Source organism: Streptomyces purpureus (assembly GCF_014648195.1).
Lineage (GTDB): Bacteria > Actinomycetota > Actinomycetes > Streptomycetales > Streptomycetaceae > Streptomyces > Streptomyces purpureus.
In genome coordinates, this window is sequence record NZ_BMQQ01000030.1 from 51,370 (window position 1) to 71,434 (window position 20,065).

Genomic DNA, 20,065 nt, shown 5'->3' on the forward strand with positions numbered 1-20,065 from the left:
CGCCGAGAGCTCCGGCGGAGTTACGAGAACAGGTCGAGGACGCAGAGAGGCGACGGGCATGCCGAAGCATGTCGATCACGAAGGCCGGCGCCGCCTCATCGCCGAGGCCGTCTGCCGGCTGGCCGACGAGCGCGGGCTGGAGGGCGTGACGCTGCGCGACGTCGCCGCCCGCGCCCAGGTGTCGATGGGCGCCGTGCAGCGCTGCTTCAGCACCAAGGAGGAGATGCTCGACTTCGCCCTCGGGCACGTGGGCGAGCGGATCGGCGAGCGCGTACGGGCCCGCCTCGTCAGGAGCCCGGCCCAGTCGGCCGGTACCGCTCTCGGCCACGCGGCCACCGAGATCTCGCTGCTCCGTGAGGAGCACCGCGCCCAGGCCAGGGTCTGGCTCGCCTTCGTCGCGCAGGCGGTCGTCAGCGAGCCGCTCGCGGCGACGCTGAAGACGAACTACGCCGCCCTGGAGCAGACGTTCACCCGGCTCGTGGCAGAAGCCCTCGAAGACGTCGCGGACGCGGCGGGCGCCGTCACGGAGGCCGGGGACCGGGCTGCCGCCGAGCCGCTCGACCCGCGACGCGAGGCCCGCGCTCTGCTCGCCCTCGCCGACGGTCTCACCACCCATGTCCTCATCGGCCATCTCGCGCCGCAGGAGGCACACGATGTCCTCCACGCGCACCTCGGCGCGCTCTGGGAGCGTGCGGCCCACTGAGGGGCGCCGCTCCCGGCGCCCCTCGACGGGCGTGGCTTCAGCGAGGGGAGGGGTGGTCCCCGAGGTGAGGTTCGCTCTCCGGCCGGGGTGCGGGCTCGCCGCTCTCCCGGGCAGGGGCCGTGCGGTCCGCGGCGTGCACCTGTTCGCGGGCGGCCTCCGCGCGCAGCAGGGCGTTCATGACGGCGTAAGGGTCGACGGGCATGGCTGTGCTCCCTTGCGGTGGGGATGATCGGGGATGAGCTGCGGGGAGGTACGGGCCTCTCAGCAGCGCATCACCACGTACCGCGCGGTGTGGAGCGTGCGGGGGAGTACGGGCCGCAAGTCGTCGGTGCGGGGCGGGCCGGTACGGGTCCGGGAGGGGCGGGCGGCGCCGGTCGCGGCTCCGTGGGCGCGGCGGGCGCGGGCGGGGGCGGTGGACTCGGTCTCGGTGTCCGCGGACTCGCCGCCGGGATCGGGTGCGGCCGAGGCAGCGGGGCGGGGGACGGCCGTTCCGGCGGCCACGGCCTGCGCCGAGACCCCGAGGAGGGCGGCGAGGACCAGCAGGGCCACGAGCCCGGTACGGCGGACCGAGCAGCGGCCCCGGCGCACGCGAGGGCGCGTCTCGGGGACGGGCGTCGGCGCGGAGCTCATGAACATCCCCACTACCCCGCCGCAGGCCGGATCCGGTGGCGGCGCCCCGGAATCCGCCCGCCCGGCCTACACGCCGAGGCCGGATTTCACCTCATTGGCGGGAGGGTCCGCCCGACCCTGCCGTGACCGGCCACTCCTCCCCTTCACCGGCCGGCTCAAGGGCGGGCGCGGCGCTGTCCCCTGCGCCCGAACCGACCGCACCGACCTCGCCGACCGCACCGACTCCGACGGCCTCGGCGCCCGTACCGTCCTCGGCACGCGCCGCCTTGCGGGCCGACATCCACGCGTAGACGAGCACGCCTGCGAAGAGGAACAGCACGCCCTGGTAGACGGCCGCGTAGCCGGACCCGGCCACCAGCCACATGGAGAAGCCGAAGGCGGCCAGGGCGAGGAGGGCGTCGCGGACGAGGCGGGGGCGGTGGACGCGGTCGGAGCGGCCCGAGAGGAGGAAGTAGATCTGGGCCGCGGTCGACAGCAGGTAGGGGACGGTGGCCGTGAACGTCGTGATCAGGACGAGGATCTCGAAGACGCCCTGCGAACCGGCCGTGTAGTTGTACACCGTGAGCAGCGAGGCGAGGACGACCGTGACGAGGACGCCGACGGTTGGCACACCGCGCTTCTTGACCGCGAACACCTGCGGGAACAGTCCGTCGCGGGCGGCCGCGTACGGCGTCTGGGCGCTGAGCAGGGTCCAGCCGTTGAGGGCGCCGACCATGGAGACCAGGGCCATGCAGGCGACGGCGGTGCCGCCCCACGCGCCGCCGAACATGGCGTTGACGGCGTCGGAGAAGGGCGCCGAGGAGCCGACGAGGTCGTCGTGGGCGACGGTGCCGAAGACGGCCAGGGTGCCCAGGAGGTAGACCAGGGCGGCGGCGAGGGTGCCGAGGACGGTGGCCCGGCCGACGTTGCGCTGGGGGTCGCGGACCTCGCCCGCGCTGACGGCGGCGGATTCCACGCCGAGGTAGCTGAAGAGCAGGATCGCCGCCGAGGCGGAGATCGCGCCGAGCGCGCCGTGGTCGCCGGCCTGGAACGGGCCGAGGTTGTCCGCGTCGAAGAAGAACAGACCGCCGACGGCGACCAGCAGCAGGGGGATGAACTTGAGGACGGTGGCGACGAGTTGGACGACGCCGACGTACCGCGTGCCGGCCAGGTTGGCGAGCGCGGGCAGCCACTGCAGGAGCAGCGCGGCGGCGATCGTCGCGGTCGTGGAGTCGCGCAGCGGGACGAGGACGTCGAGGTAGCCGACGGCGGCGACGGCGAGTGCCGCGTTGGAGACCCAGGTGGTGATCCAGTACGACCAGGCGGCGAGGAAGCCGGCGAAGTCGCCGAAGGCGGCGCGGGCGTACACGTACGGGCCGCCGGTCTGCGGGTGGCGCCGGGCGAGCCGGCCGAAGACCAGGGCGAGCGTGAGGGCGCCGACGGTGAGGACGCCGAAGGCGACCAGGCTGATGGTGCCGTACGGGGCGACGGAGGCGGGGAGCAGGAAGATGCCGCCGCCGATGATGTTGCCCATGACCAGTGCGGTGGCGATCGGGAGTCCGAAGCGCCGGGCGTGGGGGCTGTGCTCTTCGGTTGTGGTGCCGGTCATGGGGGGTGGTGCGCCTTTCGTCGAACAAGCCCGCCCATGGTCGGTGATGCGAAAGGCCGTTCCAAATCAGTGGCGTTTGTCCGGCACGACCGGCTCGGCGACCGGAAGAACTTCTTCCGGCGAGGGCAGGGACGGTGAAATCTCCGCCGGCCGGAAAGGGCCGAGCGGCACCTGCGGCCCCATGCACTCGCGCAGCCAGCGGCGCAGTACGCGGTGGACCCGCTCGGCGCCGACCAGCTCGCCGCCGTCGGTGACGGGCGGGGACAGGTCGAGGGGCGACAGGAGGAACGGCCGGGACTGCTCGCCGCCGAGGCCGCCGTGCGAGCCGATCTGCTCCTCGAAGGCGTGGACCGTGCCGGTCGACGGGTCGTACATCGAGTTGACCATGATGTCGGCGGCGTGCGGGAACGCGTCGGTGCGCCGTACGGTCTCCGCCGCGCCCTTTCCGAAGACGGCGAGGGGTCCGTCGTCGGTGAGCTCGGCGACCGGCACCTCGGTGTTGCCGGGGCCGAGCACGACCGAGCCGTGGGCGGCGCTGCGTACCAGCAGGAATCCGATGCCCGGGTGGTTGGCGAGGGTGCGCAGCAGGGCGGGGTGGCGGCGGTCGATCTCCTCGCGGGTCATGCGGTGGGGTACGTGCGGAAAGGAGACCAGGCTCAGATTGCCGGAGGCGAGCACGACCGGGTCGGAGCCCTTGGGCGGCGGCTGCTCCTCGCCGCTCTCCTCCAGCGGCCGGTGCAGGGCGCTGCGCAGGGCGTCCCGTGCGGCGTCGCGCGCCTCGGACCCGCTGGGGGTGCGCCCGGCGCGCCGCGGTACGGGCAGCCCGCATCCGGCGCGTACGAGGTCCTTCAGGGTCAGCCCGTAGACGCTCTCGAAGGTCGCCCCCTGGCTCTGGCCGTGGTCGGAGAGCAGCACGATCTTGTACGGGCGGGGGGCGTGCTCGGCGACCTTGGCGATCAGGGCGATGGACCGGTCGAGCCGCTGGAGGACCTTGGCGGCGTCGTGGCTGTGCGGGCCGGAGTGGTGGGCGACCTCGTCGTAGGCGACGAGGTCGGCGTAGACGGCGGCGCGGCCGGCCAGCAGGTCGCCCATGACGGCGGCGACGACCACGTCCCGTTCGACGACGGTCGCGAAGGCCCGGATGAAGGGGTACAGGCCGCCGCGGGAGACCCGGGGGGTGTCGGCACGCAGGCGTGCGCGGGCGGACTGGACGATCTCGCGGGCGGCCTCGGCGACGAAGGAGCCGGCGGTGCGGACGGCGTTGGCGGGGTCGGAGAAGTAGGCGAAGTAGCCCGCGCGGGAGCGGTTGCGGCGGCCGCGCCGGGCGGCCATGGACAGGACGAGGGCGAGCTGGTCGGCGCCGCCGCTGAAGAGGTTGCCGCGGCTGGCGCCGTCGACGGTGAGGAGTCCGCCGTCGCCGGTGCGCTCGATGGCGCGGCGCTGGAGTTCGACGGCGCTCGCGGGCCGGTTGGAGACCATGAGCCGGCCGGTGTCCTTCTCGTACCAACGGAAGGCGGGCACGTCGTGGTTCGAGCCGTGCAGTATGCCGAGCTGGCTGGCGCCGGTCTGGCTGGACCAGTCGGTGCGCCAGGGCGTGAGGCGGTGGGTGGTGCCGGCCCAGGCGGCGACGGTGGGCATGTGGCCGGCGGCGAGGGCGTCGAGAAGGACCTGGTGGCCGACGCCGTCGAGCTGGAGGAAGAGGGTCCCGGGTGGGGTTTCGGGGCCGCCGGGGATGTCCGTGCGACGGCGTTTGCGGTCGGTGAGGCGGTAGAGCCTTCGGCGGTAGGCGTTGTCGTCGCGCACGGCGAGGGCGGTGGAGGTGGCGGAGGCGACGGCCGACATGACGGCCGCGACGGCGACGGCGGTCTCGGGGTCGGCGGCGCCGCGGCCGTCGGGGATCAGCCAGAGCGCGATCAGCAGCAGCGAGCCGTTGAGGAAGAAGACGAGCAGCCCGAGGACGAGGGCGGGGACGAGCAGCAGCGCGCGGACGGCGACCGGCCACACCAGGGCGCCGAGGAGTCCGAACGCGCCCGCGCCCCAGGCGGCGGTGACGGCGGTCCTGGTGATGCTGTCGCCGTCGTCGGACTGGAGCTGGAAGTCGGGCAGGATCGCGGCGAGGGCCAGCATGGTGAGCGAGGAGACCGCCCATACGGCGACGACCCGCCACAGCGCGCCGCCCGCTCTGCGCCATCGCCCTTCGCCCACGCCGCGTCCGCCCCTTCGCGTGTCGCCGGTTCGCGTCTCGCCCGGCCACCTTCCGGCCCGGATCCCGGTCGCCTTCGCCGTCGACGCTCGGTCCGTCGCCTTCCGGACCCGGGTCTTGCCCGTCGCCTGCCGCGCCCGGGTCCTGCCTATCGCCTTCCCCGGGTCCGGGCCCTACCCGTCGCCTCCTGCGCCCGGTTCGCGTTTCACCCTTTCCTGCCTCAAGCGTGACACAACGCCGCCGGGGGCCGCCGAGAAATCCGGACCAGGCTCCCGGGACCCCCGGACCCGCCGGGCGCGGCGCTCAGCAGCCGTCGTAGCCGGCCGTCGGCATGGACAGCCTGCGGTGGACGTCCGCCTTGGCCGCGGCGTCGTACGCGGGCTCGTCGAGTCCGACGGTCTCCAGCCGTACGCCCCGCCGCTCGCACTCGGCGGAGAAGTCCCGCACCGACGTCAACGCCCGTGCGAGCACCCGCTCGTTGGGCGCGACGAAGAGGTCCACGGCCCCCGCGTCGACGTCGGCCCACAGCCCGCGGTGGTCCGGGCGCAGTCCGTAGAAGAGCAACTGCCGTGCCAGGACGTAGCCCTTGTCCGCGGCCCAGCGCGCGCACATGGCGTGCTGGCTGCGGGTGTCCACGAGGAAGGGGTCGCTGTCGAGCTCCTCCAGCGGGGTCAGGCTCGCGATCGCCGCCACCCGTACGTCGTCCATGACCGCCCCCCTGTACACGCGGTACGCGCTGTCGCACCGACCCTACTCCGATCCCGCGCCGCCGAGGAGGCGCGCCCCCTGGGCGCATGGGGGCGAGGAATAGCCGCAGGTGTGGCAGATCATCCAGCCGTCCTGGTTGACGGCGAGGACGCCTCCGCACCGTGGGCACTGCGCCGAGTGCATCGTCATGACGGCCGCTCCCATCCCTGCCCCTGTGTCCCTGGGAGCCCCCTTTCCCCGGGAATCCCGGGAAACTCCTGAGAAGTCCCGGGGATGGCTACCCGTGTGCGCGTCGGCGCAGACCCACCCGTTCGCGGCTGTGGACATTTACGCTCGTAGGTGCCGCTCGCAGGTGCCGTCTTGGGCGGCGCCCGTGGGTGAGCAGGACGGGCTGTCCGGTCGGCGAGGGAGGACGGGCGTGCCGGTGGAGGTCACATGGTGGGGTCATGCCACCTGTACGGTCGAGGATTCCGGCGTCCGGGTGCTCACCGACCCGCTGTTCGTCCGCCGGCTCGCGCATCTGCGGCGGCGGCGCGGGGCGCTGCCCCCGGCGCGGGCCGCGGCCGCCGAGGTGGTGCTGGTCTCCCATCTGCACGCTGATCATCTGCATCTGCCGTCGCTGTCCCGGCTGGCGCCGGGCACGCTGCTGGTGGTGCCGCGCGGGGCGACGCGGGCGGTGCCGGGGCTGCGCAGGCTTCGCGGGCTGCGGATCACCGAAGTGGGGCCGGGTGACGAGGTGAAGGTGGAGTCGCTGGCGGTACGGGCGGTGCCGGCGCTGCACGACGGGCGGCGGCTGCCGGTGGGGCCGCACCGCTCCCCCGCGCTCGGCTATGTGATCAGCGGGGCCGCGCGGACGTACTTCGCCGGGGACACCGGGCTGTTCGACGGGATGGCGGAGGCGGTGGGGCCGGTGGACGTGGCGCTGCTGCCGGTCGGCGGCTGGGGTCCGTATCTGGGTCATGGCCATCTGGACGCGGGACGCGCGGCGCGGGCGCTGGCCACGCTCGGGGCCCGCGCGGCAGTGCCGGTGCACTACGGCACGTACTGGCCGATCGGGATGGACGGGATCCGCCCGCACGAATTCCACGCGCCGGGTGATGAGTTCGTACGGCACGCGGCGCGGCTGGCGCCGGAGGTGGCGGTGCATCTGCTGGCGCAGGGCGAGTCGGTGCGGCCGGAGGTCGCTCCGTGATCGAGGAGATCGCGCGGCAGTTCCCACCCGAGTCGACGCAGCAGGCCGTGGGGTATCCGTCGCTGTTCCTGCTGGTGGCGTTGGGGGCGCTGGTGCCGGTCATTCCGACCGGGGCGATCGTGAGCTCGGCGGCGGTGGTGGCGTTCCATCAGACCGCGCCGGTGGCGCTGGGTTTGGTGTTCCTGGTGGCGGCGAGCGCGGCGTTCGTGGGCGATGTGGCGTTGTACTGGCTGGGGCAGCGCGGGGTTCGTTCGCAAGGAGGCTCGCGCTGGCTGTCGTCGCTGCGGGGCCGGGCGGCGCCGGACCGGCTGGAGCAGGCCCAGGCGAAGCTCCGTACGCATCAGGTGTCTCTGCTGGTGCTGTCGCGGCTGGTGCCGGCGGGGCGGATCCCGGTGATGCTGGCGTGTCTGCTGGCGCAGATGCCGCTGCGCCGGTTCGTGCGCGGGGACGTGCCGGCGTGTCTGGCGTGGGCGGCGACGTATCAGCTGATCGGCATCCTGGGCGGCTCGCTCTTCCCCGAGCCCTGGCAGGGCGTGGTGGCGGCGGTCGCGCTGACCTTGCTGATCAGCGCTGCTCCGGCGGTGTGGCGGCGGCTGCGCCGCGGGGCGGGGACGGGCGAACGTCCGGCGTGAGGCCGGGTGGCACCCGCCCGCCCCGGCCCGGCCGCCCGGGCGGAGAGCGGGGTCAGTCCTCCAGGGTGCGGGAGGCGCCCACCGGAAGGTCCCACAGGTCGGCGCGGGGGAGGTTCGCGGCTTGCCAGGCGGCGCGGACGCGGGTGAGGGGCTCCAGGACCGGTTCGGCCGACAGGACGAAGGTGGCCCAGTGCATCGGGGCCATCCGCCGGGCTCCGAGGTCCTGGAAGGCGCGGACCGCCTCCTCCGGGTCGGTGTGGACGTCGCGCAGCCACCAGCGCGGCTCGTAGGCGCCGATCGGCAGGAGGGCCAGGTCGATGCCGGGGTGGCGGCGGCCGATCTCGGTGAACCAGTGGCCGTATCCGGTGTCCCCGGCGAAGTAGACCTTGCGGTCCGTACGGTCGGTGAGGACCCAGCCGCCCCACAGGGACCGGCAGGTGTCGGTGAGACCGCGCCGGGACCAGTGGTGGGAGGGTACGAAGTCGAAGCGGACGCCGCCCAGTTCGGCCGCCTCCCACCAGTCGAGTTCGGTGACGCGGGTGAAGCGGCGGCGGCGGAACCACGGGCCGAGTCCGGCCGGGCAGAAGACGGGGGTGCGGCGGGGCAGTCGCTTCATGGTGGGGGCGTCGAGGTGGTCGTAGTGGTTGTGGCTGATGACGACGGCGTCGACGGGCGGCAGGTCCTCCCAGCGCACCCCCACGGGGGTGATCCGGGCGGGGGTGCCGACGATCCGGCGGGACCAGACGGGGTCCGTGAGGACGGTCAGCCCGCCGATGTGGACGACCCAGCTGGCGTGCCCGGCCCAGGTCACGGCGACGGTGGTGGGGGTCGCGTCGGGCAGCGGGCCGGGTTCGAAGGGCAGCAGCGGGATGGCTCGCAGACCTTCGGGGCCGGGCCGCACGGCGCCTTCGCGGGCGAAGCGGGCGAGGGCGCGCAGGCCGGGGAGCGGGGCGGTCAGGCGGTCGGCGAAGGTTCTGGGCCAGTCGCGGACGAGGCCGAGGGGCTGGAGCCGGACGGGCGGCCGCTCCGGGCGGCGGCCGGGGGCGGTGGCCCCGGGCGGGGTACCGGCGCCGGTCGTCCGTGCCGTCTGTTCCGTCATCTGCGGGCTCTCCGTTCTCGCTGGTCACACCGGTCCGTGGGGGCGCAGTGTTTCGAAGGCCGACCCGAAGGTGGTCAACGCCGCCGCCACGTGCGGCAGTTCCAGGGGATCCGGCGCGCCGAGGGATTCCAGCCGTTCTTCCGGGGTGGCGCCGAGGAGCGGCCCGGTGGCGAGCCGTACGCGCAGGGCGCCCAGTTCGTCGCCGAAGCGGTGGCCGCCCGGGGCGGGGGCGCCGAGCCGTGCGGAGAGGTACTCCTCCAGCTCCATGGAGTCGTTGACGCCGCGGGCGGCGAGGCCCGCCCGCAGCGGTCCGAGGTCGGCGTAGAGGTGACGGCCGGCCTGCGGGGGTCTGGCCAGGGCGCCCGCGGTGAGGAGTGCGCGGTGTGCGGCGGTCGCCACGCGCGCGTGGAGGGCGGTCGCGGCGGCGATGCGGTCGGTGACCTCTCCAGGTTCGCCGAGCGCGTGGGCGGCGGCCGCGGCGACGGGGGCGGGCAGGACGGCGCCGAGGGCGGTGAGGAAGTCGAGGGTGCGGGCCCGGCGTCCGGCGGAGGGCGCGGCGGGCGGGAAGCGGGCCACGGCCGCGGGCCAGGCGGGCGGGGCGAGCGCGCCGGCGAGGTCGTACAGGACGGTGACGTCGTCGGGGCACATCTCGGCGGGGCTGAGCAGGACGGTGTCGTGCGGGCGGTGCAGGGTGTCGCGCCAGGTCTCGTCGCTGATGATGTGCATGCCCTCGGCGACGGCGGCCTCGCAGGTCTCGCGGACGAGCTCGGGCGGGGCGACGGTGGCCGTGGGGTCGTCGGCGACGGAGAGCAGCAGCAGGGCGGGGTGTCCGCCTTCCGCGCGGACCCGGCGGACGGTCTCCAGGAGCGCGAACGGGTCGGGGATGCCGCCGCACTCGGCGGTTGTCGGTACGTGGTAGGCGGGCCGGCCGAGGAGCCGGGCCTGCGGGGTCCACCAGGCGGGGCAGGGCCGGGGCAGCAGGACGTCGCCGCCGTGGGCGGCGAGCAGGGCGAGCAGCAGGGGCTCGGGGCCGGGGGCGGCGGCCACGTCCTCGGGATGGCTGCGCAGTCCGCGCCGCCACCAGTAGCCGCAGGCGGCCTCGCGCAGGACCGGGCCGCCGCCCGCCGGCTCCGCGGCGGGCAGCCCTGCCGCCGCCGCGAGCACGGCGGCCAGCTCGGGCAGGACGGGCAGGCCGGGGTCCGGGGCGTGCGGCCCGTAACGCACCGGCCCGTGCCCCTCCGGAGCCGTCTGCCGCATGCCGTACCTCCGCCGCTCGCGCGTGGACCTTCAGAGCCCTTTATACGGAGGTTTGATGCGGTTCGCCGCTCCAGAGCCAGGGGCGGGGGCCGGCCGCTGACGCGGTTCGCCGCTCCAGCGCCCGGGCGCGGGGCCGGTCGGCGGCACCGATGGAAGGCGTGAGCGCCCGCGACGGCCGAGGGGCGGCGCGGCGCCGCTCCAGCGCCGGGTGCTGGGCCGGGCGGGGCACCGGCGGCAGGCATGAGCGCCCGCGGCGACCGGGGCCGGCCCGCGAGCCCGCGGGCGGCTTGGGGTGCGGGGGAAGCGGGTACCCGCGTGGCATGTCCGAACCGTTCGCTCCTCATCTCCATGTGCCTCATGTCCACCTCCCTCATGTCCCCGCGCCGGTCCACGGGCTCGGCCGTGCGCCGTCGCTGGGGCTGCGGACCGCCCGGCTGCTCGGCGACTGGGACCGCGAGCTCTTCCACCGGGTCGCCCGCCGCCACTGGCCGGGGGCGGACCCGCTGCTCCCCAGGCTGAGCCGGTTCGCGGACCACGGGGTGCTGTGGTTCACCACGGCGGCCGGGATCGCCGCGCTGGGCGGGAGCGCGCGTGCTCGGCGGGCGGCGCTGCGCGGGGTGGCGTCGCTGGCGCTGGCCTCGGCGACGATCAACACCGTGGGCAAACGGGCGGTGCGGCGGGCCCGGCCGGTACTGGACGCGGTGCCGCTGATCCGACAGCTGAAGAGGCAGCCGTTCACGACGTCGTTCCCTTCGGGGCACTCGGCGTCGGCGGCCGCCTTCGCGACGGGCGTGGCGCTGGAGTCGGCCGGCTGGGGGGCCGCGGTCGCCCCTCTGGCGGGTGCGGTGGCGCTGTCCCGGGTCTACACAGGGGTGCACTATCCGAGCGATGTGCTGGTGGGCGCTGGGCTCGGGGTGGCCGCCGCGTTCGCGGTGCGGGCGCTCGTACCGGCCAGGACCCAGCCGCACGCACCGGGCCGTCCGTACCACGAGGCGCCCGCGCTGCCCGGCGGCGCCGGTCTGACCGTCGTGGTCAACGAGGCGTCGGGGTCGGCCGACGCGGAGCTCCTGCGGGACGCGCTGCCCTACGCCGAGGTGAGGGCCTGCGCGCCGGAGGACGTGGAGAGGGAACTGGAGTCGGCGGCGTGGGAGTGCCGGGCGCTCGGGGTTTCCGGCGGGGACGGGACCGTCAATCAGGCGGCGGCGGTCGCCGCGCGGCACGGCCTGCCGCTCGCGGTCTTCCCCGGCGGCACGCTCAACCACTTCGCGATGGACCTGGGCCTGGAGACGGTCGCGGACACCTGCCGGGCGCTGACGACGGGGGACGCCGTACGGGTCGATCTGGGGCGGTTCTCGCCCGGGCCGCGTGGCGCCGCTCACGGCTACTTCGTCAACACGTTCAGCCTCGGGGTGTATCCGGAGCTCGTACGGCTGCGGGAGCGCTGGTCGCCGCGGATCGGGGCCTGGCCGGCGGGGATCCTCGCGGCGGTGCGGGTGCTGCGGGGCGAGCATCCGCTGGAGACACAGGTGTCGGGCGAACGGCGGCCGCTGTGGCTGCTGTTCGCCGGGAACGGCGTGTACGGGCGGGTGGGGCCGGCGCCGACCCGCCGCGACGACCTGGCCGACGGGCTGCTGGACGTACGCGTGGTCCACGGCGGACGGCTGCCGGGCCTGCGGCTGGTGGCGGCCGCGCTGGCGGGCCCGCTGAGCCGCTCCCCCGTGCACGCGGCGCGCAGTCTGCACGGGCTGCGGATCGGCGGGCTGGCGCCGGGCACACCGATCGCCTACGACGGCGAGGTCGCCGAGGCGGAAGGCTCGCTGCTGGTCGACAAGGCGCCCCGGGCGCTGATCGTGTACGGCCCGAGGAAGAGGCGGCGGCGATGAGAGACCGCGCGCGGGCGTCGACGGGCCTGTCGAGGCCGGTCGGGGCGGCCGGGCAGGTGGGGGTCTGTCGGAGTCTGTCGAAATGATGTTGCGGCGGGCAGGCAGGCCTCGGAGCATCGGGCCATGAACTCCCCCGTGTTCCTGGAAACCGCGCGGCTGCGGCTGTGCCCCTTCGACGGCGACGACGACGTGGAGCGGATCCTCTCACTCGACAGCGACCCCGAGGTCATGCGCTACCTCAACGGCGGGCGGCCGACCGCCCGGGAGGAGGTGCGGGAGCGGGTGTTGCCGCGGCTGCTGGGGCCGGGGTTCTGGGCGGCGTGGGAGCGGACGGCGGACGAGTGGCTCGGCTGGTTCCAGCTGGAGCCGCTGACGGCCGGGGACTGGCGGACGGTCGAGCTGGGATACCGGCTGCGCAGGGACGCCTGGGGCAAGGGGTACGCGACGGAGGGGTCCCTGGCCCTGATCGACAAGGCCTTCGGCGAACTCGGCGTGGAGAAGGTCACGGCGAACACGATGACGGTCAACTCCGCCTCGCGGCGGGTGATGGAGAAGGCGGGGCTGCGGTACGTCCGCACCCGCTTCGAGCATTGGCCGGAAGTGATCGACGGGTCGGAGTTCGGGGACGTCGAGTACGTGCTCGGCCGCGCCCGCTGGGAGCGGCGCCGGGAAGGCCGGACGGCATGACGGCCCGACCGGTCCTGGCCGAACCGATCCGCACCGCACGGCTGCGGCTCGTACCGCTGGCCGTGGGGCACGCGGAGGAGATGGCGCGGGTGCTCGGCGACCCGCGGCTGCACACGTTCACCGGCGGCGTCCCGGACACGGTGGACGAACTGCGGGCGCGTTACCGGCGGATGCTGGCCGGGGCGCCCGACCCGGGCGTGTCCTGGTGCAACTGGGTCGTACGGCTCGGCGCGGACGGGCAGGCGGACGAGGGAACGGGCGGTCGGACTGGCGGGCCGCTCACCGGCACCGTGCAGGCCACGGTGACGGACGGCGGTTCGCCGGGCGGCCGTACGGCGGAGGTCGCCTGGGTGATCGGGACGCCCTGGCAGGGGCAGGGGATCGCCGGGGAGGCGGCGCGGGCGCTGGTCGCCTGGCTGTGGGCCAGGCCCGTGGACCGGGTCGTGGCTCACATCCACCCGGACCACCACCGCTCGGCGGCGGTCGCGGCGTCGGCGGGCCTCTCTCCCACCACTGTCCGACAGGGCGGCGAGGTCCGCTGGCAGGCACTACCCGACCCATCCAACTTCCGCTACGACTCTTGAAGCATGGCGTCCATATCTCAAGACGCGGATCTCATTATTCGGCCGGGCGGCGTACGGTGGTGACCACTTCACGGGAGGGAGTCCGGTCATGACGGATGCCGCGCGGGAGACCGCCGTCTACACCCACGGCCACCACGAGTCGGTGCTGCGCTCGCACCGGTGGCGTACCGCCGCCAACTCGGCCGCGTACCTCGTCGCCGAACTGCGCCCCGGGATGGCGGTGCTGGACGTGGGCTGCGGGCCGGGCACGATCACCGCCGATCTGGCCGAGCTGGTCGGTCCGGGCGGCCAGGTGACGGCGGTGGACCACGCAGAGGACATCTTGGAGCAGGCCCGGGCCGTCGCCGCCGAAAGGGGGCTGACGAACGTGGAGTTCGCGCCCGCCGACGTGCACGCCCTGGAGTTCCCGGACGAATCCTTCGACGTCGTCCACGCCCACCAGGTACTCCAGCACGTCGGCGATCCGGTGCGGGCGCTGCGTGAGATGCGGCGGGTGTGCCGACCGGGCGGGATCGTCGCGGTCCGCGACAGCGACTACGGCGCGTTCACGTGGTTCCCCCAGCTGCCGGTCCTGGACGAGTGGCAGGAGCTGTACGGGCGGGTGGCCCGCGCCAACGGAGGTGAACCGGACGCCGGACGGCGGCTGCTGTCCTGGGCCCGCCGGGCCGGGTTCACCGACATCACCGCCACCGCCGGCACCTGGTGTTTCGCCACGACGGAGGAGCGCGCCTGGTGGAGCGGGCTGTGGGCGGACCGTACCGAGGCGTCCGTCTACGCGAAGCTGGCGGTGGACGGCGGGCACACGACGCCCGGGCGGCTGGCCGCGCTCGCGGAGGGCTGGCGGGAGTGGGGCCGTCAGGACGACGCGTGGTTCATGGTCCCGCACGGCGAACTGCTCTGCCGGGCCTGACCCGCGCGGCCCCGCGACCGCGCTCCGGCCCCGCGCCCCTGGGCACCGCCAGGCACCCTCCCCCGCACGCCGAATGGTCAACTAGGCTCGGCCGCATGGAGATTCTGGGCACCACGCTGCGTATCTGCGTCGACGACCTCGAACCCGCCGTGGACTTCTACGAACGCCTCACCGGCGGCAGCGCGCTGCGCTTCGAGCGCGGCGGGGTGTCGGTGGCGGCGGTCGGCTGCTTCCTGCTGATGAGCGGCCCCGAGGCGGAGCTCGAGGTGCTGCGCAAGGTGACCGCGACGATCGCCGTCCAGGACGTCGACGTGGCGTACACCGCGCTCACGGACGGCGGTGCGAAGATCCTGGCCGGGCCGGTGCCGACCCCGGTTGGCCGCAACCTGATCGCGGTCCACCCGGACGGGTCGGTCTTCGAGTACGTCGACCGGCGCCAGTGAGACCGTACGCCTGAGTGCCCCGCGCCCCGGCGAGGGCGCGGGGGTGGCGTGGGGGCCTCAGGCAGTGAAGGCCCCGACCACGATGTCGGCGAGGAGCGCGCCCGCTGTGCCGTCCGGGTCGCGGTCGGGGTCGTACACGGTGACATTGAGCCCCACGCACCGCTCGGAGCGGACCAGAGTGCCGAGCAGGGTGGTCAGTTCGTCCGGGAGCAGGCCGTCCGGCTCCTGGCTGTCGACGGCGGGCATCACGGACGGGTCGAGGACGTCGGCGTCGAGGTGCACCCAGAACCCGTCGAGCTGCGGGATCGCCAGCGTCTGCAGCACCGCGCCCGCCATCTCGGCCACGCCCCGCTCGCGCAGCTGGCCGACGGTGGCGGTGGGAATCTTCAGCTCGGCGAGTTCGGCGAGGTCCTCGTCGCCGTCGCGGAGACCGAAGAGGCGTACGTCCTCGTCGCGGAGGTAGGGCCGCAGGCCCTCCAGATCCGTGAGGTCGTCCTGGCCGCGGCCGGTGGCGAGGGCCAGCTCCTCGCCCGCTGCGGCACCGATCTCGTCGGGGCGCGCGTTGCCGGTGTGGCGGAAGTCGGCGGAGCCGTCCAGGGCCGCGAGTCCGTAACGGCCCAGACGCCGCAGCGCGAGAGAGGCGCCGAGCTGGATGGAGCAGTCACCGCCGAGGACGAGGGTGAAATAGTCCTCCCGTACGTGACCTTCGATCCGGTCGGCGAGCTTGCGGGTGTACGTGGCGAGGGCGTCGGCGTTGAAGACTCCGTCGCCTTCACGCCAGTCGCCCCGGTCGTATCGGGGCGGGACGACGACACCGCCTTCGAATGCGCGAAGGCGCTGCACGATCCGCTGCTCACGCAGGGCTCCGGCGAGCTTGTGGCAGCCGGGAACCGTGCCTGGAGCCGGCGGGCGCAGTCCCAGGTTGGAGGGGGCGTCGACGATCACGATCTTCCGCATGCGCCCCATCCTGATCCCCATGAGGCGCAATCTCAATGTGACATCACACGCGAGAACATCACCGGCGGGCCGGCCAACGTCCTTCCTCAGGAAGGCGCTTGGGGCCGGAAGCGCATCTCGGTGGTGAGCGCCCAGCGTTCGTGGTCGCGCCAGGCGCCGTCGATGAAGAGCATCGCCGGCGAGAATCCTTCCAGCCGGAAGCCCGCGCGCCGTACGAGTGCGAGGGAGGCCGTGTTCAGCGGCTGAATGTTGGCCTCCAGGCGGTGCAGCCCGAGTGGACCGAATGCCTGCCGGCACACCAGCTCCAGCGCCTCGCTCATCACGCCCCGGCCGGCGGCGTGCGCAAAGGCGCCGTAGCCCAGCGCGCCGCTGAGGAGGCCGCCGCGGACGATGTTGTTGATGTTGATGAATCCGGCGATCTGGCCGCCGGAACGGGGTTCGGTGACGAGGAATCCGATCCTGGCCGGGTCCTCGTCGAGGTTCCGCGTGTACGCGGCGTACTCCTCGGCGGTCCGGGGCGGGAACAGCCACGGCCGGTGGAGCTCCACGCTCTCGCGGGCGCGGGCGGTGAACTCCTCCGCGTCGTCCGGGGCGAAGGGGCGGATGGCGACGCGCGGGAGGTTCGCGCGGCCCTCGGGCCCGGGAAGGTCTGACACCAGGCCAGGCTATTCGGCGGCGCTCACGGCACCGCGACCGCGTCCGGGTCCGGGTCCGTGGCGGCCGGACACGTCTCGGCGTTCTTCACCACGCCCAGGGTCGCGGTGCGGCCCGTGAGGTCCGTACCGGGCTTCGGATACTGGCTGCAGACCTTCCAGTTGGCCGGCCACAGCACGCGGCGCTGCTCGCCGCCGACGTCCCGGGTGTCGACGCGGGTCCGCCCGTCGAAGGCGCCGAGCGCCCCGAGCAGGTTGCGTCCGGTGACGTCGGGCATAAGGGGGCCGGCGGCCGGGACCGGGTCTGCGGTGGTTCCGGCGGCCGCCGCCTGGGCGGCCGGGGCGGCGAGGGTGAGCAGGGCCGCGGGCAGGATGGCGACGACGGCGACGGCGATCCGGCGCGGTGCGAAGGCCCGGAAGAGGCCCTTCGTGTCCGTCGTCGCGGTGTCCTTGGCGGTCATGCGCGGCCTCCTCGTTCGTACGCCCCTGTGGAACCAGGATGGACGGATCCCGGCGCCACAGGGGCGGTCGGACGGGCCGTACGGGTGAGGGACCCCGGCCCGTCCCCACCGGAGCCGCGGCCATGACCGGCAGGCCGGCCTCGGCATCGGCGGTGCCCCGGTGTGGGCACCCGGTGGCGGCCCTGGAGTCCTAGCTCAGACACCAGCCGCAAAGTAGGTCGCGGGTAGCCGGACGAGCCCCGTTTCCCCGTCCTGGGCATCGTCGTTGGTCTGATCGAGTGATCGAGGTCAAAGGGGTGGGCGTGCCGCAAGAGTGGTCGCCAGAGGAGCTGTTGGCGAACTGGACGCTGGTAGACGGCGACTGGGACCTGGTGGCGAACAAGAGTGGGACGACCCGGCTCGGCTTCGGCCTCTTGCTGAAGTTCTTCGAGCTGGAAGGCCGGTTCCCCGATGCACTGGAAGAGGTCCCGCTGGCCGCGGTTGAGTACGTCGCCGATCTGGTGAAGGTCCCGGCCACCGACTTCGCAAAGTACATGCTGGTCGGACGGACTGCCGAGTACCACCGCAAGCAGATCCGTGAGGCCCTGGGCTTTCGGCCCTCGACGGTCGCGGACGAGAAAGCGCTGGCCGAGTGGCTGGCTGTGGAGGTCTGTCCGGTCGAGTGGGTGGAGGACCGGCAGCGCGAGGCCCTGCTGGTCGAGTGCCGGGCCCGGAAGATCGAGCCGCCGGGCCGCTCCCGGGTCGAGAAGGTCCTCGTCGCGGCGCGCGGCAAGTGGGAGAAGACGTTCTGTGCTCGCACGATCGGCCGCCTCGGCGAGGTGGGCACGGCCCGGTTGCTGTCCCTGGTGGCCGAGGACAACGAGGCGGGTACTGCGCTGCTGGCCGCGCTCAAGCGCGACCCTGGCGCGGTCGGCCTGGACTCCTTGCTGACGGAGATCACCAAGCTCAACGACGTGCGCAAGCTCGGGCTGTCCGACGGGCTGTTCACGGACTGCTCGGAGAAGCTGGTGGCTGCCTGGCGGGCACGGGCGATCAAGATGTACCCCTCGGACTTCCGTGACACGTCGGAGGACGTACGGATCACTCTGCTTGCGGCGCTGTGCGTATCCCGGCAAGCGGAGATTACCGATGCCCTGGTCGACCTGCTGGTCGCTCTGGTTCACAAGATCAACGCACGTGCCGAGCGGCGGGTGGAGAAGCAGCTCACCGCCGAGCTGAAGAAGGTCCGCGGCAAGGAGGGCATCCTCTTCAAGCTGGCGACGGCCGCCGTCGACAAGCCCGACGAGGTGGTACGCCGGGCGCTGTTCCCGGTGGTCGGGGAGAGGACGCTGCGCGAGCTGGTGGCCGAGGCGAAGGCGAACGAGAAGGTCTTCAAGGCCAAGGTCCGCACCACGCTCCGGTCGTCGTACAGCTCGTACTACCGGCAGATGCTGCCGCCGCTGCTGAACACCCTGGGCTTCAAGTGCAACAACACCGCGTATCGGCCGGTGATGGACGCGATGAAGCTGCTGAAGAAGTACGCCGGCGTCGACGGCAAGACCCGCTTCTACAACGCCGGCGACGAAGTACCCATGGACGGCGTGGTGCGCAAGGACTGGCGCGAGGCGGTCGTCGACGACAAGGGCAAGGTCGAGCGCATCCCGTACGAGCTGTGCGTCCTGGTCGCGCTGCGGGACGCCGTAAGGCGCCGCGAAATCTACGTCGAGGGCGCCTCGCGCTGGCGCAATCCGGAGGACGACCTGCCCGGCGACTTCGAGGCGACCCGCGCCGTGCACTACGCCGCGATCCGGCAGCCGCTGAATCCGAGGGCTTTCATCGCGGACCTGAAGAAGCGCATGGCCGCGGGCCTGGACCAACTGTCCGGCGCGCTCGCGGACGGCAGCGCGGGCGGGGTGAAGGTCACCACCCGCAAGGGCGAGGCGTGGATCACCGTGCCCAAGCTGGAACCGCTGGCCGAGCCCACCGGCCTGGCGGCCCTCAAGGACGAGGTCGCGCGCCGCTGGGGCGTCCTGGACCTTCTGGACGTGCTGAAGAACGCCGACTTCCTGACCGGTTTCACCGAGGAGTTCTCCTCGGTGGCCGCGTACGAGCGCATCGAGCGTGACGTCCTCCAGCGCCGCCTGCTGCTGGCCCTCTTCGCGCTGGGCACGAACATGGGCATCCGGGCGATCGTGGCGACCGGCGAACATGGCGAGAGCGAGGCCGCGCTGCGGCACGTGCGCCGGCACTTCATCACCGTCGACAACCTCCGGGCCGCCGTCACCAGGTTGGTGAACGCCACCTTCGCCACCCGCGACACCGCCTGGTGGGGCCGCGGAACCGCGTGCGCGTCGGACTCGAAGAAGTTCGGTTCCTGGTCCTCGAACTTTATGACCGAGTACCACGCCCGCTACGGCGGCAACGGCGTGATGATTTACTGGCACGTCGAACGGAAGAACGTCTGCATCTACTCCCAGCTCAAGAGTTGTTCGTCGTCCGAGGTCGCGGCGATGATCGAGGGCCTGCTGCGGCACTGCACGGACGCCGACATCGAGTCGAACTACGTCGACACCCACGGCGCGAGCGTGGTCGGCTTCGCCTTCACCGAGCTGCTCAACTTCCGTCTGCTGCCGCGGCTGAAGAACATCGGCAGCATTCGCCTGTACCGCCCGGACGACAGCCCGCCCGGCTGGCCCGCGCTCGGCGCCTCGCTGACGCGACCGATCCGCTGGGAACTGATCGAGCAGCAGTACGACCAGATGGTCAAGTACGCCACCGCGCTCCGGCTCGGCACCGCCGAGGCGGAGCAGGTGTTGCGGCGCTTCACTCGTGGCGGCCCCAAGCACCCCACCTACCAGGCCCTCGAAGAACTCGGCCGCGCGGTTCGTACGGTCTTCGCCTGTGACTACCTGGCCAGCCCTGGCCTGCGCCGGGAGATCCACGGAGGGCTCCAGGGCGTGGAGAACTGGAACAGTGCGAACACCGTGCTGCACTATGGCAAGGACGGCGCCTTGACCGGCCCGGACAAGGAGCATGCTGAGACCTCGATGCTCGGCTTGCACCTGCTCCAGTCCGCGCTCGTCCACGTCAATACCCTGCTGGTCCAGCAAGTCCTGGCCGAACCGGCCTGGGGGAAGAAGCTAAGCGACGAGGACCGGCGCGGCCTGACCGCGCTGTTCTGGTCCAACGTCAACCCGTGCGGCACGTCCCGGCTCGACATGGACAAGCGTCTCGACCTGGGGCCGGCTGCTGTCGTGCCTCGCCCCCGCACCGCGGCTGATACCCTCGGCCGACCGAGAAGATAGAGCCAGCCGGATCCACCCCGTCCGGGGCTCTTGGTCAGGCGGTCGCAGGCGGCGTGCAGAGCGCGGCGGTCGCTTCGGCGGCCTGGACGGCCAGGGCCTGGCGGAGATCGTCGGGAGCGATGACTTCCGAACGTTCATGAACGCGGGCACGGGCTCGATGCTGTCCCACGCTGGGACCGGAGGCAGGACTT

General features: G+C 73.4%; 20 protein-coding genes. 9 read left to right on the plus strand and 11 right to left on the minus strand.

Annotated features, from left to right (window positions below; genetic code table 11):
- Nucleotides 1-58 precede the first annotated feature (58 nt).
- Nucleotides 59-703: a TetR/AcrR family transcriptional regulator gene (locus IEZ01_RS28640; RefSeq protein ID WP_189204558.1), complete on the plus strand. Its 645-nt coding sequence runs from the start codon at nucleotides 59-61 to the stop codon at nucleotides 701-703.
- A gap of 37 nt (nucleotides 704-740) precedes the next feature.
- On the opposite strand, the gene IEZ01_RS28645 is transcribed toward IEZ01_RS28640, so the two are convergent.
- The 6 genes from IEZ01_RS28645 to IEZ01_RS28670 all read right to left on the minus strand — a co-directional run bounded on the left by IEZ01_RS28645 (nucleotide 741) and on the right by IEZ01_RS28670 (nucleotide 6,021).
- Nucleotides 741-905, minus strand: a complete 165-nt coding sequence (locus IEZ01_RS28645) for a hypothetical protein (protein WP_019890502.1) — start codon at nucleotides 903-905, stop codon at nucleotides 741-743.
- Nucleotides 906-964: 59 nt separating this feature from the next.
- Entirely contained in the window at nucleotides 965-1,333 is a 369-nt protein-coding gene (locus tag IEZ01_RS28650) for a hypothetical protein (RefSeq protein ID WP_158685722.1), read from the minus strand.
- A 91-nt stretch (nucleotides 1,334-1,424) separates the two neighbouring features.
- Complete coding sequence (locus IEZ01_RS28655; protein WP_189204560.1) at nucleotides 1,425-2,921, minus strand: amino acid permease; 1,497 nt, start codon at nucleotides 2,919-2,921, stop codon at nucleotides 1,425-1,427.
- A 66-nt stretch (nucleotides 2,922-2,987) separates the two neighbouring features.
- Nucleotides 2,988-5,126, minus strand: coding sequence for a phage holin family protein (locus IEZ01_RS28660; RefSeq protein ID WP_189204562.1), 2,139 nt, complete (start codon nucleotides 5,124-5,126; stop codon nucleotides 2,988-2,990).
- A 301-nt stretch (nucleotides 5,127-5,427) separates the two neighbouring features.
- On the minus strand, nucleotides 5,428-5,832 hold the full coding sequence (locus IEZ01_RS28665) for a hypothetical protein (protein ID WP_019890498.1): 405 nt from the start codon (nucleotides 5,830-5,832) through the stop codon (nucleotides 5,428-5,430).
- A gap of 42 nt (nucleotides 5,833-5,874) precedes the next feature.
- Nucleotides 5,875-6,021, minus strand: a complete 147-nt coding sequence (locus IEZ01_RS28670) for a hypothetical protein (protein ID WP_189204564.1) — start codon at nucleotides 6,019-6,021, stop codon at nucleotides 5,875-5,877.
- A gap of 229 nt (nucleotides 6,022-6,250) precedes the next feature.
- Between IEZ01_RS28670 and IEZ01_RS28675 the strand changes: the two genes are divergently transcribed.
- A complete protein-coding gene (locus IEZ01_RS28675; protein WP_019890497.1) occupies nucleotides 6,251-7,024 on the plus strand; it encodes an MBL fold metallo-hydrolase in 774 nt (257 codons plus the stop codon).
- Entirely contained in the window at nucleotides 7,021-7,656 is a 636-nt protein-coding gene (locus tag IEZ01_RS28680; RefSeq protein WP_019890495.1) for a DedA family protein, read from the plus strand. The genes IEZ01_RS28675 and IEZ01_RS28680 overlap by 4 nt, the downstream gene beginning before the upstream one ends.
- Before the next feature lie 52 nt (nucleotides 7,657-7,708).
- On the opposite strand, the gene IEZ01_RS28685 is transcribed toward IEZ01_RS28680, so the two are convergent.
- Together IEZ01_RS28685 and IEZ01_RS28690 are read right to left on the minus strand one after the other, a co-directional pair.
- The gene (locus IEZ01_RS28685) at nucleotides 7,709-8,755 is read right to left on the minus strand and encodes an MBL fold metallo-hydrolase (protein ID WP_019890493.1); all 1,047 of its coding nucleotides are present in this window, start codon (nucleotides 8,753-8,755) and stop codon (nucleotides 7,709-7,711) included.
- Nucleotides 8,756-8,779: 24 nt separating this feature from the next.
- The gene (locus IEZ01_RS28690; RefSeq protein WP_019890492.1) at nucleotides 8,780-10,012 is read right to left on the minus strand and encodes an aminotransferase class I/II-fold pyridoxal phosphate-dependent enzyme; all 1,233 of its coding nucleotides are present in this window, start codon (nucleotides 10,010-10,012) and stop codon (nucleotides 8,780-8,782) included.
- A 320-nt stretch (nucleotides 10,013-10,332) separates the two neighbouring features.
- Between IEZ01_RS28690 and IEZ01_RS28695 the strand changes: the two genes are divergently transcribed.
- The 5 genes from IEZ01_RS28695 (at nucleotide 10,333) to IEZ01_RS28715 (ending at nucleotide 14,519) form a co-directional block, all read left to right on the plus strand.
- The gene (locus tag IEZ01_RS28695; protein WP_189204566.1) at nucleotides 10,333-11,895 is read left to right on the plus strand and encodes a bifunctional phosphatase PAP2/diacylglycerol kinase family protein; all 1,563 of its coding nucleotides are present in this window, start codon (nucleotides 10,333-10,335) and stop codon (nucleotides 11,893-11,895) included.
- A 123-nt stretch (nucleotides 11,896-12,018) separates the two neighbouring features.
- Nucleotides 12,019-12,582, plus strand: a complete 564-nt coding sequence (locus IEZ01_RS28700) for a GNAT family N-acetyltransferase (RefSeq protein ID WP_040875223.1) — start codon at nucleotides 12,019-12,021, stop codon at nucleotides 12,580-12,582.
- Nucleotides 12,579-13,166 carry a GNAT family N-acetyltransferase gene (locus IEZ01_RS28705; RefSeq protein ID WP_189204568.1) on the plus strand — a complete coding sequence of 196 codons (588 nt, stop codon included), beginning with the start codon at nucleotides 12,579-12,581 and terminating at the stop codon, nucleotides 13,164-13,166. Before IEZ01_RS28700 ends, IEZ01_RS28705 begins: the two co-directional genes overlap by 4 nt.
- An 88-nt stretch (nucleotides 13,167-13,254) precedes the next feature.
- Nucleotides 13,255-14,076, plus strand: a complete 822-nt coding sequence (locus IEZ01_RS28710; protein WP_019890488.1) for a class I SAM-dependent methyltransferase — start codon at nucleotides 13,255-13,257, stop codon at nucleotides 14,074-14,076.
- Nucleotides 14,077-14,171: 95 nt separating this feature from the next.
- Nucleotides 14,172-14,519: a VOC family protein gene (locus IEZ01_RS28715; RefSeq protein WP_019890487.1), complete on the plus strand. Its 348-nt coding sequence runs from the start codon at nucleotides 14,172-14,174 to the stop codon at nucleotides 14,517-14,519.
- 57 nt (nucleotides 14,520-14,576) lie between these two features.
- On the opposite strand, the gene IEZ01_RS28720 is transcribed toward IEZ01_RS28715, so the two are convergent.
- The 3 genes from IEZ01_RS28720 to IEZ01_RS28730 form a co-directional block, all read right to left on the minus strand.
- Nucleotides 14,577-15,476 carry an arginase family protein gene (locus tag IEZ01_RS28720; RefSeq protein WP_189204577.1) on the minus strand — a complete coding sequence of 300 codons (900 nt, stop codon included), beginning with the start codon at nucleotides 15,474-15,476 and terminating at the stop codon, nucleotides 14,577-14,579.
- 86 nt (nucleotides 15,477-15,562) lie between these two features.
- On the minus strand, nucleotides 15,563-16,132 hold the full coding sequence (locus IEZ01_RS28725) for a GNAT family N-acetyltransferase (RefSeq protein WP_189204579.1): 570 nt from the start codon (nucleotides 16,130-16,132) through the stop codon (nucleotides 15,563-15,565).
- A gap of 23 nt (nucleotides 16,133-16,155) precedes the next feature.
- Nucleotides 16,156-16,590: a hypothetical protein gene (locus tag IEZ01_RS28730; protein ID WP_229833263.1), complete on the minus strand. Its 435-nt coding sequence runs from the start codon at nucleotides 16,588-16,590 to the stop codon at nucleotides 16,156-16,158.
- Between the two features lie 302 nt (nucleotides 16,591-16,892).
- Here IEZ01_RS28730 and IEZ01_RS28735 point away from each other — a divergent pair, with 302 nt between their 5' ends.
- Nucleotides 16,893-19,874, plus strand: a complete 2,982-nt coding sequence (locus IEZ01_RS28735) for a Tn3 family transposase (RefSeq protein ID WP_189204581.1) — start codon at nucleotides 16,893-16,895, stop codon at nucleotides 19,872-19,874.
- The last annotated feature ends 191 nt before the right edge of the window (nucleotides 19,875-20,065 follow it).